Genomic DNA, 16434 nt, shown 5'->3' with positions numbered 1-16434 from the left:
AGAAAGCCCGCAAGGAAAGGGGCCCCCTATGCTCTTATAGTTATTCAATCGTAATGCTTTTTAAGTTTACTTCTGCAGGCTGTTTTTCTTCCTGTATACAAGCGGAAAGCTCTTCTTGCAAAATATGAATCATCTTTTTAGCTTGCTGTCCGATAGGAGTAGGTAATTCATTGATGATACACATCCCAAGCTTTAATTTTGTTTGAATGACTGTTCTTAGCAAATCCTCATGCATGAACAACGCCTCCAAATCGAATGATTAGCACATCCCCTTCAAATTTTGCGCCCTGAACAGATAAGTGCGTTAATGTTTTTGGTAAAGTAATGTTTCGTTTGACAGAGCCGGCGCGAATGATGAGTTCATCACCTTTTTGATTTAAAGCGAGTTCACTTTTATCTGAGAATGGAATAGAGAGAACAAAAATATATTCATCACCATCTTTTTTTACATATTGTGTACGCCCGTTGAATTTTACAGCGGTTGGTTCTACATCATCTTTGAATAGAGCATCTCCTACACGCTCTAACATAGGTAATCCAATTACTTCTTGTTCAAACATTGGAGCTTCATAAATAGGAAGTGGTTGGAAGCTATCTTGAATTAATGCTTTATATTTTTTCTGCGCGTCTTTCCATGCTTGGAAGTAGGAGTCGGTAACGGTATTAGGGATGACGCGGTTAATCATGATCGCATCCACGTTATAATCATATAAATTCAAATAGGTGAAGCTACGCTGCGCTTCTTTAATAACCATTTTTTCTGGATTTACAACAACGCGAATACTTGTCACTTCACGGTTAGATAAAATATCCCGCATTTCTCCAAGGTGTTCAAGTGTATTTGTTAATTCATCCATAATATCATCAGTAGGAAGTGGGACTCCTAGAAGTGGTTGTGCAACAGGTCGGACAACTTTTAAAACTTTTCTTTTAATCGGAAAGAGTTTTTCCATCCACCAGCCGAGCATATCAGGAAAGCTTAGCATGGCGAGAGTTTCTCCGGTTGGTGCGCAATCAATAATGATGACATCATATGTTTTCTGTTTATAGTAATCGAGTACACGAAGTAAACTAATTAAGTCCTCCATGCCAGGAAACATCGTTAATTCCTCTGTTGTAATATCGTCAGCAGCTTTTGATGTGAATAGCAATGTAATATACTTTTGTAATTTCCCCCAGCCTTTTTCCATTTCATAAATTGTATTGATTTCTTGTGCCCATAAATTTTCACGAATTTCTAGTGGCTCAGAAGATAATTTTATGCCAAAGGAATCTCCTAAGCTATGAGCTGGATCAGTGCTCATTACTAATGTTTTTAATCCTTGTTTTGCACTTTGAAGTGCTGTTGCTGCTGAAATGCTAGTTTTTCCTACGCCGCCTTTACCTGTATACAAAATAATTCTCATATTTATATCCCCTTTGCTTCGGTTGTCGAATATTACGAGTGTCGAAATATATGTTTGAATAAAAACCCATAAAGGGCCTTATTCAATCGGGATGTTCTTCATCTTAGGTGTAGGAAGCTTTTCGACTTGCTTTTGTTGTGACGTAGCGATGTGATTCATAATCTTTTGGAAGATTTGTAGTAAAAATGCTTTTTCTTCTTCTGATAATGCTTCTGTCACAAGGTTAAAGTAATAAGCCGCATTGTGTTTTACTTCTTGAACGAGTTGTACGCCAGTTTCTGTTAAGCGAATTAGTACAATGCGTCGATCATTTTCATTCCGATAGCGCTCAATATATCCTTTTTTCACAAGTCGATTAACGACACCTGTCGTTGTGCTCATTGGAATATCGAGAAGCTCCGTGATTTTCGTCATTGTAATATCTGTATTTCGCTCCATCCATAACAGACAGAATACTTCTGTTTTAGAAAGTGATAAATCAAGGCTCACCCATTCTTCAGGGTAGAAAAGCTTCTTGGCATTATCTAGCAGTAAATCTAAAAAATGTTCATATTGCAACAATTATTTCCACTCCCGTACATTTCGAGATTCGTAATATTTATTTCTATTGTATGTATGTTTGAAATAAATGTCAAACAATTATGATTTGTTTTTTCAGATTAGATAAAAAATAAATTTTATATTAGAAAATGTATGCAATAGAGTAATAAGTAGATAAACATATTTCACATAAAAATCCATAATAGTAATATACTTATCTATTATGGAGGTACAGCTACAAGGGGGAGAACCATGAGGAGAAGAAATACCCAAGCGTTCACATTTTTAGCATGGACTTCATTTGTTTGTGCGCTTTCTGGTATGTTAATTGGTATTTATACATTAGATGAAACACTTAGCGTAAAAGGATACTATTTAATAGGTACATTATTTTTAACAATGTCCTGTTTTGTACTGCAAAAAACAATTCGTGATAATGAAGAAGATAACGAGCGTTTACCGAAAAAAGAACCACTAGATAAAGAATAAATTGAGAGGAAAGGCAGAAGCCTTTCTTTTTTTATGTAAAAATGCTGTAAGTACCGTGTGTTGACTTGCTTGAAGTACTGAAAATTTGGTATCATCAATAGTATTGTAGATTGAACGATATATTATGGAGGTGGCCTAGCCGTGTCAAGAATTTCCGTTGAGAATGTAAAGCATGTAGCGCATTTAGCACGTCTTGCAATTACAGATCAAGAAGCAGAAAAATTTCAAAAGCAACTCGATGCAATTGTTACATTTGCAGAGCAGTTAAATGAATTAGATACAACAGGTGTTAAACCAACAACTCATGTATTAGATATGAAAAATATTATGCGTGAAGATGTACCAGAAAAAGGTTTACCAGTTGAAGAAGTATTAAAAAATGCACCGGATCACAAAGATAATCAAATCCGTGTTCCAGCAGTATTAGAATAGAGGAGGGGAATTTCGATGTCATTATTTGATCATTCTGTATCAGAGTTACATAAGAAGTTAAACAACAAAGAAATTTCCGTTACGGATTTAGTAGAAGAATCATACAAACGTATTGCGGATGTAGAAGATAACGTAAAAGCTTTTCTTACATTAGATGAAGAAAATGCACGCGCGAAAGCGAAGGAATTAGATGCAAAAATTGGTGCTGAAGATAACGGTTTACTATTCGGTATGCCAATCGGTGTGAAAGACAACATTGTAACAAACGGCCTTCGTACAACTTGTGCGAGCAAAATATTAGCAAACTTTGATCCAATTTATGATGCGACAGTTGTGCAAAAGCTGAAAGCTGCTGACACAATTACAATCGGTAAATTAAACATGGACGAGTTTGCAATGGGGTCTTCAAATGAAAACTCTGGTTTCTATGCTACGAAAAACCCATGGAATTTAGATTATGTTCCGGGCGGATCTAGTGGTGGTTCTGCAGCGGCAGTAGCGGCAGGAGAAGTATTATTCTCTTTAGGTTCTGATACGGGTGGTTCAATCCGTCAACCAGCTGCATATTGCGGTGTTGTTGGTTTAAAACCAACTTACGGACGTGTATCTCGCTTTGGTTTAGTTGCATTTGCATCTTCTCTTGACCAAATCGGACCAATTACACGTACAGTAGAAGACAATGCATACCTATTACAAGCGATTTCGGGTGTTGACCGCATGGATACAACTTCTGCAAATGTTGAAGTTGGCAACTACTTAGCTGGTTTAACAGGTGATGTAAAAGGTTTACGTATCGCTGTACCAAAAGAATACTTAGGAGAAGGTGTTGGCGAAGAAGCTCGTGAGTCAGTACTAGCTGCGTTAAAAGTATTAGAAGGTATGGGGGCAACTTGGGAAGAAGTATCTCTTCCGCACTCTAAATATGCTTTAGCAACGTATTACTTAATTTCTTCTTCAGAGGCGTCTGCTAACCTTTCACGCTTTGATGGCGTACGCTATGGCGTGCGTTCTGACAATGTGAGTAACTTAATGGACCTTTACAAAAACACGCGTAGCGAAGGCTTCGGTGATGAAGTGAAACGTCGTATCATGCTCGGTACATTTGCGCTTAGCTCTGGTTACTATGATGCATATTACAAAAAAGCACAACAAGTACGTACATTAATTAAAAATGACTTTGAAAATGTATTTGCTAACTATGACGTTATTATTGGACCAACAACGCCAACTCCAGCATTCAAAGTAGGCGAAAAAGTAGATGATCCAATGACAATGTACGCAAACGACATTTTAACAATTCCAGTGAACTTAGCAGGTGTTCCGGCGATTTCTGTTCCATGTGGATTCGGTGCGAACAACATGCCACTTGGTTTACAAATTATCGGTAAACACTTCGATGAAGCAACAATTTATCGCGTTGCACATGCGTTTGAGCAAGCAACAGATTATCATACAAAAAAAGCAAGTCTGTAGGAGGCGAGCATAGATGAATTTAGAAACAATTATCGGTTTAGAGGTTCACGTTGAGTTAAAAACGAATTCGAAAATTTTCTCTGCGAGTCCAACAGAATTCGGAGCGGATCCAAATACACAAACAAGTGTAATTGACTTAGGATATCCTGGGGTGCTTCCAACTCTAAATAAAGAAGCAGTTAACTTTGCAATGAAAGCTGCAATGGCATTAAACTGTGAAATCGCAACAGAAACAAAGTTTGATCGTAAAAACTATTTCTATCCAGATAATCCGAAAGCATACCAAATTTCTCAATATGATAAACCAATTGGGGAAAATGGTTGGATTGAAATTGAAGTAGATGGCAAAAAGAAACGCATCGGTATTACACGTCTTCACCTAGAAGAAGATGCAGGTAAATCAACGCATACAAGTGAAGGTTCATTAGTGGATTATAATCGTCAAGGTATGCCATTAATCGAAATCGTATCTGAGCCAGATATGCGTACGCCAGAAGAAGCATATGCATACTTAGAAAAATTAAAATCTATCATTCAATATACAGGTGTATCTGACTGTAAGATGGAAGAGGGGTCTCTTCGCTGTGATGCGAACATTTCCCTTCGTCCAGTAGGACAAGAGAAGTTCGGTACAAAAGCAGAGCTGAAAAACTTAAACTCTTTCACTTATGTACAAAAAGGTCTTGAGCATGAACAAGTACGCCAAGAAAAAGAATTATTATCTGGTGGCATCATTCAACAAGAAACACGTCGTTATGATGAAGCAACAAAGAAAACAATCTTAATGCGTGTAAAAGAAGGATCTGACGATTACCGTTACTTCCCAGAGCCAGACTTAGTTGAACTTTACATCGATGATGAGTGGAAAGAACGCGTTCGCGCTTCTATTCCAGAACTTCCAGATGCTCGTAAAGTACGCTATGTTGAAGAACTTGGTTTACCAGCTTATGATGCACACGTATTAACATTAACAAAAGAGATGTCTGATTTCTTTGAAGCAACAATTGTAGACGGTGCAGACGCGAAATTAACATCAAACTGGTTAATGGGTGAAGTACTTGCATACTTAAATAAACAACAAAAAGAATTAAAAGACGTAGCATTAACGCCAGCTGGTCTATCTAAAATGGTTCAATTAATTGAAAAAGGTACAATTTCATCTAAAATTGCGAAAAAAGTATTTAACGAATTAATTGAAAAAGGTGGAGACCCAGAAGAAATCGTTAAAGCAAAAGGTCTTGTTCAAATTTCTGACGAAGGTACACTTCGTAAGGTCGTAACAGAAATTCTTGATAATAACGAACAATCTATTGAAGACTTTAAAAACGGTAAAGACCGTGCAATTGGCTTCTTAGTGGGTCAAATTATGAAGGCGACAAAAGGACAAGCAAACCCACCACTTGTTAATAAAATCTTGTTAGAAGAAATCAACAAGCGATAATAAAGAAAAGTGGAACTGGATAGCCTAGCTTATGAAGTTAAGCGGTTATCAAATAGTAAAGATTAATCAGAGAAAGCACCCATATTTGGGTGTTTTTTCTGAGTTAATCAAACGTTTGTTTAAATTAAGAAATTATTTAAACAAACGTTTGATTAACTGACAAAAGTGAGAAAATGTTTGTATAGCAACTATGGTATGATAGTTGCAAAAAGGTGGGAATAATGATAAATCTAGACATAGAGAGTTTTTTCATCTCGTGAAATAATAGATAATTGTTATCCCCTGTTTTGTATGTAAGAAACAGAAAGTACTATGAATGGTGAAATGATATATATTACTTAGTTCAATAAAGCAAAGCTTTCATTAGTAGGTTGTTCTTTATATTTTGCTGATGTAAAGCGGTATGAACCTGGGTCCTTATTTGTCCTTTTAAATGGGCTAAAGGAAGGATATGGAGATGAGAGGAGGTAGGCATAGGAACGCTGAATAAAGATTCGGTATATTCTTTTTCTGTGAATGGTGAATGAGAAATTTCCTGTGCTAATGAATGATGAAGCGAGCAAGAATAATTTATAACCCTACTTCTGGCCGTGAGTTAATTAAAAAGAACTTACCAGAAGTATTACAAAAATTAGAACAAGCTGGATATGAAACATCTTGTCATGCGACAACGGGTCCTGGAGATGCGACTGTGGCAGCGAGGCAAGCGGCAAATCGTAAATTTGATGTTGTCATTGCAGCTGGTGGTGACGGGACGTTAAATGAAGTGGTGAATGGTTTAGTAGGGAATGAATATCGTCCGAAATTCGGAATCATTCCAGTTGGGACAACAAATGATTTTGCACGTGCAATCGGTGTACCGCGTTCTATTGAAGAGGCGGCAGATATTATTTGTGAAGGTAAGACTGTTCCATTAGACCTTGGTAGAGCGAACGATACATATTTTATTAACATTGCTGGCGGCGGACGTATTACAGAATTAACATACGAAGTACCAAGTAAGCTGAAAACAGTACTAGGACAGCTTGCCTATTATTTAAAAGGTATCGAAATGCTGCCGTCATTACATCCAACATACGTTGAAATCGAGTATGATGGAAAGCTATTGCAAGAAGAGATTACGATGTTTTTAATTACGAATACCCGTTCAGTTGGTGGTTTTGAAAAGGTTGCACCATATGCATCTATTAACGATGGTTTATTTGACTTATTAGTGCTGAAGAAGGGTTCTATTGCTGATTTGATTAAAGCAGCAACACAAGCACAGCGCGGTGAGCATATTAATAATCCAAAAGTTTTATATACGCAGGCAAATCGTATTAAGGTTCATTCGCCGGATAAATTAATGATTAATTTAGATGGTGAATATGGCGGAGATGCGCCAATGGAATTTGAAAATATATATCATTGTCTTGAACTATTTGTTCCAGAACATAAAGAGGATACCTTATAAAGGTATCCTTTTTTATTTATATATATAGGAATGTGTCGATGGAATCGTGTCATTAATTCCTTTTGTAAATTGGGAGTTGGTTTGATTTTCAATGTATTTTTACAATGCGTTCATCTTATATCCACATTTACTTGCTACACTGAATGTGAGAAGGGCAGAAAGGTAGGGTGTGTTATGGAGAAGATAAAGGCAATACTCTTTGATAAAGATGGAACATTAATGGATTTTCATTCGATTTGGATTAAAGTTGCAGAAGAACTTGTAGCTGAACTTATAGAACTACATCAATTACCTCAATCATTACAGTTGACTATTTTGGAAGAAATTGGTGTTAAAGGGGCGTTTGTTCATCCAAGTAGTGTATTAGCAGCAGGAACAAGCCTCGATATAGCGAAAATTTGTTGTAAGTATATACCGTCTGTTAAAAAGAGTGATATGCATCACTGGATAAGTGGAAAACTATTTACTCTTATGTACGAACATCGTTCACATATGAGAATGACAGCAGATTTACCAAGGGTTTTACAAACATTGAAAGATAAAGGTTTCATTTTAGGAGTGGTGACAGCTGATGATTTTGCACCGACAGAATTATTTTTAAAGCAGTATCGATTGGAATCTTTCTTTGATTGTATTGTAACTGCAGATACATTTCCGGCACAAAAACCAGATAAACAAATTGTAGAAGCATTTTGCGAGAAGTTTAGCTTGGATTCATCGGAAGTAGCGGTAGTTGGCGATACACCGACCGATTTACATTTAGCGAAAAATAGTGGCGGTTGTTATGCAATTGGTGTTCTTTCTGGGACGGGGGATCGACAAACATTAGCACCACTTGCCGATGTTGTACTAGATTCTGTAGGGGATCTTATTTCTAGCTCGGGTGAATTTATTTGGGAACAAAGGAAGTCTAATGTATAAATAAAATAAGTCTATAGAGACTCATAACAAGTCTTTATAGACTTATTTTTTATGTCGAAATACTAGGAATGTTAGAACAACACTACATTTGTAAATTGGCATACATCTTGCAATATAGAAAAAGAAAATCATAGCATAGAAAAGGATGGGAGAAACGATGAATACAAAATTCGCTAAAGTAAATGAACAAATTCCAGGACCAAAGGCAGCTTCTTTATTAGAACGCCGTCAAAATATCGTACCAAGGGGCGTGAGTAATGGGATTTCAACATTCGTACAGTCAGCCGATGGTGCGCTTGTAACAGATGTAGATGGAAATCAATTTATCGATTTTGCAGGAGCAATTGGAACGATTAACGTAGGACATTGTCACCCTGCTGTGAAAGAGGCGCTTCATAAACAAGTAGATCAATATATTCATACTGGATTTAATGTAATGATGTATGAGCCATATATTGAATTAGCAGAGAAGCTTGCTGCATTAGCTCCTGGAAAATTTGAAAAACAAGTATTATTTTTAAATAGCGGTGCTGAAGCAGTTGAAAATGCTGTGAAAATTGCTCGTAAATATACGAAAAGACCTGGCATTATTGCGTTTTCAAAAGGGTTTCATGGTCGTACATTGATGACAATGACGATGACAAGTAAAGTAAAGCCATATAAATTCGGATTTGGTCCATTTGCACCGGAAGTATATAAAGCACCATTTCCATATGAATACCGTCGTCCAGAAGGTTTAACAGACGAACAATACGATAACTTCATTATTGAAGAATTTAAGAATTTTTTAATATCAGAAGTTGCACCAGAAAGTATAGCAGCTGTTGTGATGGAACCAGTCCAAGGTGAAGGTGGTTTTATCATTCCAAGTAAAAAGTTTGTACAAGAAGTACGTCGTCTTTGCTCTGAACATGGTATTTTATTTGTAGCTGATGAAATTCAAACAGGATTTAGCCGTACAGGAAAATACTTTGCAATTGATCATTATGATGTAGTTCCAGATTTAATTACTGTTTCAAAATCATTAGGGGCAGGAGTACCGATTAGTGGCGTTATTGGCCGAAAAGAAGTTATGAATGAATCAGCACCAGGGGAACTTGGTGGAACATACGCTGGAAGTCCATTAGGCTGCGCTGCGGCATTAGCTGTTTTGGATATTATAGAGAAAGAAAAATTAAATGATCGAGCTGTACATGTAGGAAAAGTTGTGATGGATCGATTTGAAGCAATGAAGAAAAAATATAATTGTATTGGTGATGTGCGTGGCTTAGGAGCAATGTGTGCGTTCGAACTTGTTAAAGATCGTACAACGAAAGAAGCGGATAAAGCATTAACAGCAAATTTATGCGCTGAAGCAAATAGACGTGGATTGCTCTTATTATCTGCTGGAACGTATGGGAATGTAGTTCGTGTATTAATGCCACTTGTCATTACAGATGAGCAGCTAGAAGAGGGGCTTACAATTATTGAAGATTCCCTGCAAGCTTGTTATGAGCAAGCGGATATAGCTCGTGTGTAAATAATAGAATGCAAATTGAAAAAACGGCATAAAACCTTTCTTTTTTTAGGTGGAGAGAGCATCCGTCCATGCATAGAAGTGGTCAGACTCTCTTCCAGCCTCATGCAAAGTTAGAGCAAAGAGAGGAAACGACCATAGATTACCGTTTGTTCTTTATAGTAGCGCCTTATATGTCGGAAAATCAAAATGGATATATATATAACATATTTGTGACCATTCTAGTTTGCTTTGTTGAATATACAGAAAATTCCCTTAAATGTAGGTTTCATTTTATAATGAAATGTAAGAGATAATAAAGTGAAGCAATGTACTTGAATTTGAGGAGTGGCTGGAATGGTTGCAGAAAAGGAACGAGCATTTATGGATTTAAAAGATGTATTTGAATATGCATTTGATGAGATTTTTGTTACGGATGAGGAAGGAACTGTTGTCCGTGTAAATAGTACATGCGAAAGACACTATCAATTATCTGCTGAGGAGTTAGTAGGTAAGCATGTAAAAGAACTACAAAAAGAAGGGATCTTTTATCCATCTGCAACATTAGAAGTAATTGAGAAGAAAAAGCCAATTGAACTTGTTCAGACAACAAAATCAGGAGAGTATTTACACGTTCGTACAAGGCCTGTGTTTGATGAACAAGGGAATTTGCGAAGGGTAATTAGTTATTCTCGTGATCTCACTGAACTCTACCAATTACGAAAAAAGGTCGAAGAGATGGATAATCAGTTAAAGACATATAAAAAAGAGTTAAGAGAAACGTATGAATATGAGGGGCTTATTTTTAAAAGTGTAGCTATGCAAAAAATAGTTACAACAATCAAAAAAGTTTCTGTGGTAGATAGTACGGTTCTTATTTTAGGCGAGACTGGTGTAGGGAAAAGTAGATTAGTGCGTCATTTGCATGAAGTGAGTCATCGTAAAAATGAAATGTTTTATGAAATTAATTGTGCGGCATTGCCGACAAATTTAATCGAATCGGAACTGTTTGGCTATTCAGGTGGTTCATTTACAGGTGCAAACCGCGAAGGAAAAAAAGGGATTTTAGAGCTAGTTCATAAAGGAACTCTTTTCTTAGACGAGATTGGTGAAATGCCACTTGAAATTCAGGCGAAACTGTTACAAGTATTACAAGAAAAAACATTCCGCTCAGTAGGAGGTAGGGAACTAAAAAAAGTAGATGTTCGTATTGTAGCAGCTACGAATAGAGATTTGGCTGAAATGGTGAAACAAGGTACTTTCCGAAAAGATTTATACTATCGTTTAAATGTAATACCGATTCATATCCCTCCACTTCGTGAAAGAACGGAAGATATTTTACCTTTAGTCTATCATTACTTACATCACTTTAACGAGAAGTATGGACGTGATGTAAAATTGGCCCCTAGTACTTTACAAATGTTTGTAGGGTACCCTTGGGAAGGGAATAATAGAGAAATAGAAAATGTGATTGAAAGAATTGTCATTACTGCAGATAACATTGTAACGATTGAAGACTTACCATTATCTATGCATGGATCAACAGTTGAACAGTCCGGTCAAAGCCTCTATAAAATGTTGGAAGAAGTAGAACGGAATATTATCCTTAAAGCGTATAAAACATATGGATCAAGCTATAAAGTAGCAGAGTTTTTGAAAATAAGCCAGTCTGCAGCGACGAGGAAAATTAAGAGGTTTATAGGAGAGGAATTTATATAAATACAAATTGAAAAAATGATATAGAACCTTTCTTTTTAGGGGGGAGAGAGCATCCGTCCATGCATAGAAACTGTCCCATTCCAAGTGAAAATAAAGAGAGAAAACGAGTGAAGGCTATTTCTTTGTTCGAATGCTTTTTTGAAAGTATGATAGAAATATAGAAGAAAATGAAGTGAATATAAAGGAGGAAGAAAACGTTGGATAAGAAAGCGACTTATATAAATTTAGAACAGAAAGCAATGTATATAAATGGGGAATGGATCGGGCTACAGGAACAAATTGAAATTAATAATCCTGCGACGCAGGAAGTATTTGCAACTGTTCCAAAAGGCGGAGTCATTGAGGCGAAGCAAGCGGTAGATGCTGCACATGAAGCTTTTAAATCTTGGTCAAAATTAACTGCAGCTGACCGTGCGCAAAAATTAAAAAAGTGGTTTGCACTAATTGATGAAAATAAAGAAGAAATCGCAGCAATTATGACGAAAGAGCAAGGGAAGCCATTTGCAGAAGCACTTGGTGAAGTGAATTATGCGAATAGTTTTGTAGAATGGTATGCAGAAGAAGGAAAGCGAGTATATGGTGAGATGATTCCAGCTTCTCATCCAGATAAACGCATCTTAGTAATAAAACAGCCTGTTGGTGTTATTGCAGCAATTACACCGTGGAATTTTCCAGCTGCTATGATTACAAGAAAAGTAGCTCCAGCGCTTGCAGCAGGTTGCACAGCAGTTGTAAAGCCTGCAAGTCAAACGCCGTTAACAGCATTAAAATTAGCTGAACTTGCACATGAGGCTGATATTCCAAAGGGCGTTTTAAACATTGTAACAGGTAGTGCAAAGGCTATCGCTGATACGTGGATGAATGATGGACGTGTGAGAAAGGTTTCGTTTACGGGATCAACTGAAATCGGAAAAGAATTAATGTGTGGTGCAGCGAAAACAATGAAAAAAGTGTCACTTGAATTAGGGGGGCATGCTCCGTTTATTGTGATGAATGATGCGGATTTAGATAAAGCCGTAGAAGCGGTAATTGGTTCGAAATTCCGTAATGCTGGTCAAACATGCATATGTACAAATCGCGTATTTGTACAAGAAGCGGTATATGGAGAATTTGCAGAGAAGTTTCAAAAAGCAGTAGGTCAGCTTAAGGTAGGAGATGGATTTGGAGAAGGTACGACTGTAGGGCCGCTTATTGATGCGAATGCAGTAGAAAAAGTAAAGGAACATATAGAAGATGCTATCCAAAAAGGCGGCGAAATCCTTTATGGAGGACAAACAATTGCAGAATTAAATGGTTACTTTATTGAACCAACTGTAATTGGAGGAGCAAACGATACAATGTTATGTATGAATGAGGAAACATTTGGACCAGTTGCGCCTGTTGCAAAATTTGAAACGGTTGAAGAAGTAATTGAACGAGCTAATAATACTCCGTATGGTTTAGCTGCATATGTATTTACAAAAGATATTAGTCAAGCATTTCAAATTAGTGAAGCATTAGAATATGGCATTATCGGTTTAAATGATGGCCTTCCATCAGTTGCACAAGCTCCGTTTGGCGGATATAAAGAAAGTGGTATTGGTCGTGAAGGGGGTCATTTTGGAATTGACGAATATTTAGAAATTAAATACATTTCTTTAGGACTATAATAAAGTAAAAAAAGGTTGTTTTCTAAAATGAAAACAACCTTTTTATTATGTGAGGATAAATTAATATAAAAGAATAAGTTTACATGAGTGCTTTCAATAGATCTGTTACTAATGGAATCACTTTACCAACGAATGTTAAAATCGCAATTGCTGTTGGCATGAAAACTCCTCCTTTTATTTTGAATATTATAATAACAAAACTTTATACATTGATTATATTAAGGCAGTATACTAAAAAGTGAAAAGAGCCTTTTTCTAGGAAAATGGCTCTTTTCATTAAATAATTTGTATTCTTAGAATGCCCAGTTACCTTTACGGAAAATTGGTTCATGTGTTCCGTCAGCTGTAATACCATCAATATCAAGCTCTGCTGAACCAATCATAAAGTCTTCGTGTGTAATACTAGAGTTTGCTCCATTTTCTGCAAGCTCTTCTTTTGTCATCGTTTTACCACCATCTAAGTTAAATGCATAAGCATTCCCAATTGCTAAATGGCAAGATGCATTTTCATCAAATAGCGTATTATAGAATAAAATGTTTGTATTAGAAATCGGTGAATCATGAGGTACTAATGCGACTTCTCCTAAGAAGTGAGAGCCTTCATCTGTTTCTACTAAATGTTTTAGTGCTTCTTCGCCAACATCAGCTTTGTAGTCAACAATGCGACCATTTTCGAATGTTAGTGTAAAGTTATCGATGATGTTACCTGCAAATACTAATGGTTTTGTGCTCGATACTTGACCGTTTACACCTGTTTTTAATGGCATAGTAAAGACTTCTTCTGTCGGAATGTTAGCCATAAATGGTATATTCTTTTCATTTAAGCTACCAGCGCCAGCCCATACATGTTTTTCTGGAAGTTCAATTGTTAAATCTGTTCCAGGACCTGTATAGTGAAGAGCTTTATAATGTTTTTCGTTTAAGTAGTCTACTTTTGTATGTAATGTTTCATCATGTTCTTTCCATGCTTCAATAGGATTTTCTAAATCTGCACGAGTTGCTTGGAAAATTGCATCCCATAGCTTTTCTTGTTGCTCTTCTGGTGCTACATCAGGGAATACTTTTGCAGCCCATTCTCTCGTAGGAACAGAGATTACGCACCAGCTTACTTTATCTGCTTGTACATAATCACGGTATACCTTCATTGCTTCTCCAGCAACCTTATGAGCACTTGCAATTCGTTTTGCATCTACACCTTTTAATAAATCTGGATTTTCTGCATAGATAGACATAAATGCAGCGCCTTCTTTTGCCAATTCTTCACGTGCATGTGCCTTCCAAGCAGGGAATTCTGAGAATGCTTCTTCAGGAGCTAAATCAAATTTTAAACGTGTTAATACCTCATCGTTCCAATCTACATATACATGCTTTGCGCCTGATTTATATGCTTTTTCTGTAATAAGACGGACAAATGGAGCTGCCTCAAGTGGCGCATTAATAGATAATGTTTGTCCAGGCTGAATATTAACACCGACATTTACTGCAAGAGCAGCATACTTTTCTAATGATTGTTCAAATGACATAGGTATAATCCCCTTTATTCAAAAGATTTCTTATATACATAATACAAGAAAATTTAAAAAATATAAACGGTGCCTCAATTATATTAATCTTAATTTCGTATTTTGACGATGTGTTGTGAGAAAATGGGCAATTGATTGAGTAGAATAATCAGGTAAACAAGCATAAACATATATTAAATAAGATTTGAAAGAAAATGGTTATGAATATGTAGTGTGAAAGGTTGATAAAATGGGACGAAATCCGAATCGAAATAGAAAAGATTGTTATCCATATATAGAAAAGAATTGTGAGATAGGACCTATGTCCCCATATGAGCGTTGTGATAAGGCATTCCGAGTTCGTTTTCAAGCTGCAGATTATCAAAAAGGTATTCCTCTTCCAGTTCAATTCTGTAACGGAGATGAAAAATTGTTTGATAATAAAATTGCTAGCTTCTCCAAGGCTTTACCACATAATTCTTTAGGGGAAGTTGATATTTATGCTTATAAAAAATGGATTGAGGCACTTAAGAAGGGAAAGCCAGATGCTTTTGAATGTTTAACGCTTGGTGGTGTAGTGAAGCTTGCCAATCCACAAGCAGCTTATGCTTATGGGCTAGAAGGACCGGATTCTCACCATTTAAGTATCGCGGTACCTCCAGCTTTTAGTAGTGCCTGGGAAGCAAGTGAAATGACTGAACTATACTGGCAGGCATTGACACGTGATGTGCCTTTTGCTGAATATAATAGTAATTCTCTTACTTTAGCAGCGGCTTCTGAATTATCAAGTTTGTCGGATTTCCGTGGACCTAAAGTTAATGGTAGCGTTACTACAGAGACTTTGTTTCGTGGTGGAATACCTGGTGGTCTGATAGGACCTTATATTTCTCAATTTTTATGGCAAGATGTTCCCTATGGAGCTACAACAATGATTCAAAAATATCGTACTACTGTATCTGATAAAGATTATATGACTGCTTACCAAGAATGGCTGGATATCCAAAATGGTTTATCTCCGAAGGAAATTATATTTGATACAGTCACTCGTTATATTCGTAATGGTCGTGACCTAGCTGAATTTGTTCATCAAGATTTTTCCTACCAAGCTTGTCTTTCTGCGTGTTTGATATTACTTAGCTTTGGAAAAGGAGCATTATCATCCAATAACCCCTACTTACATTCAAAAACTCAGAATGGTTTTGTTACCTTCGGTGCCCCTCATATTTTGGATTTAGTGGGTAAGACGGCAAAGGCAGCACTTGAAGCGGCATGGTGTCAAAAGTTTTTAGTTCATCGCAGAATCCGCCCTGAAGAGTTTGGAGGGCGTGTTCATAATCAGCTAACAGGTGATACTCATTATCCGATTCATCCAGAATTATTAAATTCGCAAGTTATTTCCGAAGTATTTAGCAAGTTTGGAACGTATTTACTCCCGTTAGCGTATCCTGAAGGCTGTCCGACTCATCCTGCATACCCTGCGGGACATGCAACTCTTATGGGAGCTGGTGTCACTGTATTGAAAGCCTTTTTTAATGAATCGTTTGTCATTCCAAAACCAGTTGTAGCGAGTTCTGATGGTCTTTCTTTGCTCTCTTATTCAGGACAACCTTTGAAAGTCGGAGGGGAATTGAATAAGCTTGCTACCAATATTGGGCTTGGCCGTGGTACAGCTGGTGTTCATTGGCGTTCTGACACGATAGAAGGCTTAAAGCTCGGGGAAGCAGTAGCGATTGGAATTCTGAAAGATCATAAAGCAATCTATAACGAAAAATTTAATGGCTTTTCTTTTACTAAATTCAATGGTAAGTTTATAAAAATTTAATAGTAGTAAACGATTTCCTTATTGAAATTATCCCATATTGTTAAGAGTTATTAAAAAAATGAGTGCGATATGAAAAGTATCGTACTCATTTT

At 36.7% G+C, this 16434-nt stretch carries 14 protein-coding genes; 10 read left to right on the top strand and 4 right to left on the bottom strand.

Annotated features, from left to right (window positions below):
• Window positions 1-40: 40 nt before the first annotated feature.
• From MHH71_RS14175 to MHH71_RS14165, 3 genes are all read right to left on the bottom strand, one after another.
• The gene (locus MHH71_RS14175; RefSeq protein WP_033798567.1) at window positions 41-235 is read right to left on the bottom strand and encodes a DUF3926 domain-containing protein; all 195 of its coding nucleotides are present in this window, start codon (window positions 233-235) and stop codon (window positions 41-43) included.
• Window positions 228-1406, bottom strand: a complete 1179-nt coding sequence (locus MHH71_RS14170; protein ID WP_006093227.1) for an ArsA family ATPase — start codon at window positions 1404-1406, stop codon at window positions 228-230. The genes MHH71_RS14175 and MHH71_RS14170 overlap by 8 nt, the downstream gene beginning before the upstream one ends.
• 78 nt (window positions 1407-1484) lie before the next feature.
• Window positions 1485-1967, bottom strand: a complete 483-nt coding sequence (locus MHH71_RS14165) for a MarR family winged helix-turn-helix transcriptional regulator (RefSeq protein WP_006093229.1) — start codon at window positions 1965-1967, stop codon at window positions 1485-1487.
• A gap of 231 nt (window positions 1968-2198) precedes the next feature.
• Here MHH71_RS14165 and MHH71_RS14160 point away from each other — a divergent pair, with 231 nt between their 5' ends.
• The 9 genes from MHH71_RS14160 to MHH71_RS14120 all read left to right on the top strand — a co-directional run bounded on the left by MHH71_RS14160 (window position 2199) and on the right by MHH71_RS14120 (window position 13018).
• The gene (locus MHH71_RS14160; RefSeq protein ID WP_006093230.1) at window positions 2199-2435 is read left to right on the top strand and encodes a YiaA/YiaB family inner membrane protein; all 237 of its coding nucleotides are present in this window, start codon (window positions 2199-2201) and stop codon (window positions 2433-2435) included.
• Window positions 2436-2576: 141 nt separating this feature from the next.
• The gene (gene gatC, locus MHH71_RS14155; protein ID WP_003194647.1) at window positions 2577-2867 is read left to right on the top strand and encodes an Asp-tRNA(Asn)/Glu-tRNA(Gln) amidotransferase subunit GatC; all 291 of its coding nucleotides are present in this window, start codon (window positions 2577-2579) and stop codon (window positions 2865-2867) included.
• Window positions 2868-2882: 15 nt separating this feature from the next.
• On the top strand, window positions 2883-4340 hold the full coding sequence (gene gatA, locus MHH71_RS14150) for an Asp-tRNA(Asn)/Glu-tRNA(Gln) amidotransferase subunit GatA (protein WP_006093232.1): 1458 nt from the start codon (window positions 2883-2885) through the stop codon (window positions 4338-4340).
• 13 nt (window positions 4341-4353) lie between these two features.
• Window positions 4354-5781: an Asp-tRNA(Asn)/Glu-tRNA(Gln) amidotransferase subunit GatB gene (gatB, locus tag MHH71_RS14145; RefSeq protein ID WP_006093233.1), complete on the top strand. Its 1428-nt coding sequence runs from the start codon at window positions 4354-4356 to the stop codon at window positions 5779-5781.
• 547 nt (window positions 5782-6328) lie between these two features.
• Window positions 6329-7234: a diacylglycerol kinase gene (locus MHH71_RS14140; protein ID WP_006093235.1), complete on the top strand. Its 906-nt coding sequence runs from the start codon at window positions 6329-6331 to the stop codon at window positions 7232-7234.
• A 174-nt stretch (window positions 7235-7408) separates the two neighbouring features.
• Window positions 7409-8155, top strand: a complete 747-nt coding sequence (locus MHH71_RS14135; protein WP_006093236.1) for an HAD family hydrolase — start codon at window positions 7409-7411, stop codon at window positions 8153-8155.
• A gap of 157 nt (window positions 8156-8312) precedes the next feature.
• Window positions 8313-9674 (top strand): 4-aminobutyrate--2-oxoglutarate transaminase, encoded by a 1362-nt coding sequence (gabT, locus tag MHH71_RS14130; RefSeq protein ID WP_033798568.1) that lies wholly within the window; start codon window positions 8313-8315, stop codon window positions 9672-9674.
• Window positions 9675-10007: 333 nt separating this feature from the next.
• Window positions 10008-11369, top strand: coding sequence for a sigma-54 interaction domain-containing protein (locus tag MHH71_RS14125; protein ID WP_033798570.1), 1362 nt, complete (start codon window positions 10008-10010; stop codon window positions 11367-11369).
• Between the two features lie 197 nt (window positions 11370-11566).
• Window positions 11567-13018 carry an NAD-dependent succinate-semialdehyde dehydrogenase gene (locus MHH71_RS14120; protein WP_006093239.1) on the top strand — a complete coding sequence of 484 codons (1452 nt, stop codon included), beginning with the start codon at window positions 11567-11569 and terminating at the stop codon, window positions 13016-13018.
• A 293-nt stretch (window positions 13019-13311) separates the two neighbouring features.
• Here the strand turns inward: MHH71_RS14120 and MHH71_RS14115 are convergent, their stop codons facing one another.
• Window positions 13312-14541 carry an aminopeptidase gene (locus MHH71_RS14115; protein ID WP_006093240.1) on the bottom strand — a complete coding sequence of 410 codons (1230 nt, stop codon included), beginning with the start codon at window positions 14539-14541 and terminating at the stop codon, window positions 13312-13314.
• A 229-nt stretch (window positions 14542-14770) separates the two neighbouring features.
• Here MHH71_RS14115 and MHH71_RS14110 point away from each other — a divergent pair, with 229 nt between their 5' ends.
• Window positions 14771-16342, top strand: a complete 1572-nt coding sequence (locus tag MHH71_RS14110) for a vanadium-dependent haloperoxidase (RefSeq protein WP_006093242.1) — start codon at window positions 14771-14773, stop codon at window positions 16340-16342.
• The last annotated feature ends 92 nt before the right edge of the window (window positions 16343-16434 follow it).

It is taken from the genome of Bacillus sp. FSL H8-0534 (assembly GCF_038005885.1).
Taxonomy (GTDB): Bacteria; Bacillota; Bacilli; order Bacillales; family Bacillaceae_G; genus Bacillus_A; species Bacillus_A pseudomycoides.
Note: the sequence above shows the minus strand (reverse complement) of the source record. Positions and strands in the feature narration are given on the sequence as shown.

What these genes read in the sequence shown, in the direction of transcription:
- MHH71_RS14175 (WP_033798567.1), bottom strand. Translation starts at nt 235, where the DNA reads ATGCATGAGGATTTGCTAAGAACAGTCATTCAAACAAAATTAAAGCTT.
- gatA (WP_006093232.1), top strand. Translation starts at nt 2,883, where the DNA reads ATGTCATTATTTGATCATTCTGTATCAGAGTTACATAAGAAGTTAAAC.
- MHH71_RS14125 (WP_033798570.1), top strand. Translation starts at nt 10,008, where the DNA reads ATGGTTGCAGAAAAGGAACGAGCATTTATGGATTTAAAAGATGTATTT.
- MHH71_RS14160 (WP_006093230.1), top strand. Translation starts at nt 2,199, where the DNA reads ATGAGGAGAAGAAATACCCAAGCGTTCACATTTTTAGCATGGACTTCA.
- gabT (WP_033798568.1), top strand. Translation starts at nt 8,313, where the DNA reads ATGAATACAAAATTCGCTAAAGTAAATGAACAAATTCCAGGACCAAAG.
- MHH71_RS14115 (WP_006093240.1), bottom strand. Translation starts at nt 14,541, where the DNA reads ATGTCATTTGAACAATCATTAGAAAAGTATGCTGCTCTTGCAGTAAAT.
- MHH71_RS14170 (WP_006093227.1), bottom strand. Translation starts at nt 1,406, where the DNA reads ATGAGAATTATTTTGTATACAGGTAAAGGCGGCGTAGGAAAAACTAGC.
- MHH71_RS14135 (WP_006093236.1), top strand. Translation starts at nt 7,409, where the DNA reads ATGGAGAAGATAAAGGCAATACTCTTTGATAAAGATGGAACATTAATG.
- gatB (WP_006093233.1), top strand. Translation starts at nt 4,354, where the DNA reads ATGAATTTAGAAACAATTATCGGTTTAGAGGTTCACGTTGAGTTAAAA.
- MHH71_RS14110 (WP_006093242.1), top strand. Translation starts at nt 14,771, where the DNA reads ATGGGACGAAATCCGAATCGAAATAGAAAAGATTGTTATCCATATATA.
- MHH71_RS14140 (WP_006093235.1), top strand. Translation starts at nt 6,329, where the DNA reads ATGATGAAGCGAGCAAGAATAATTTATAACCCTACTTCTGGCCGTGAG.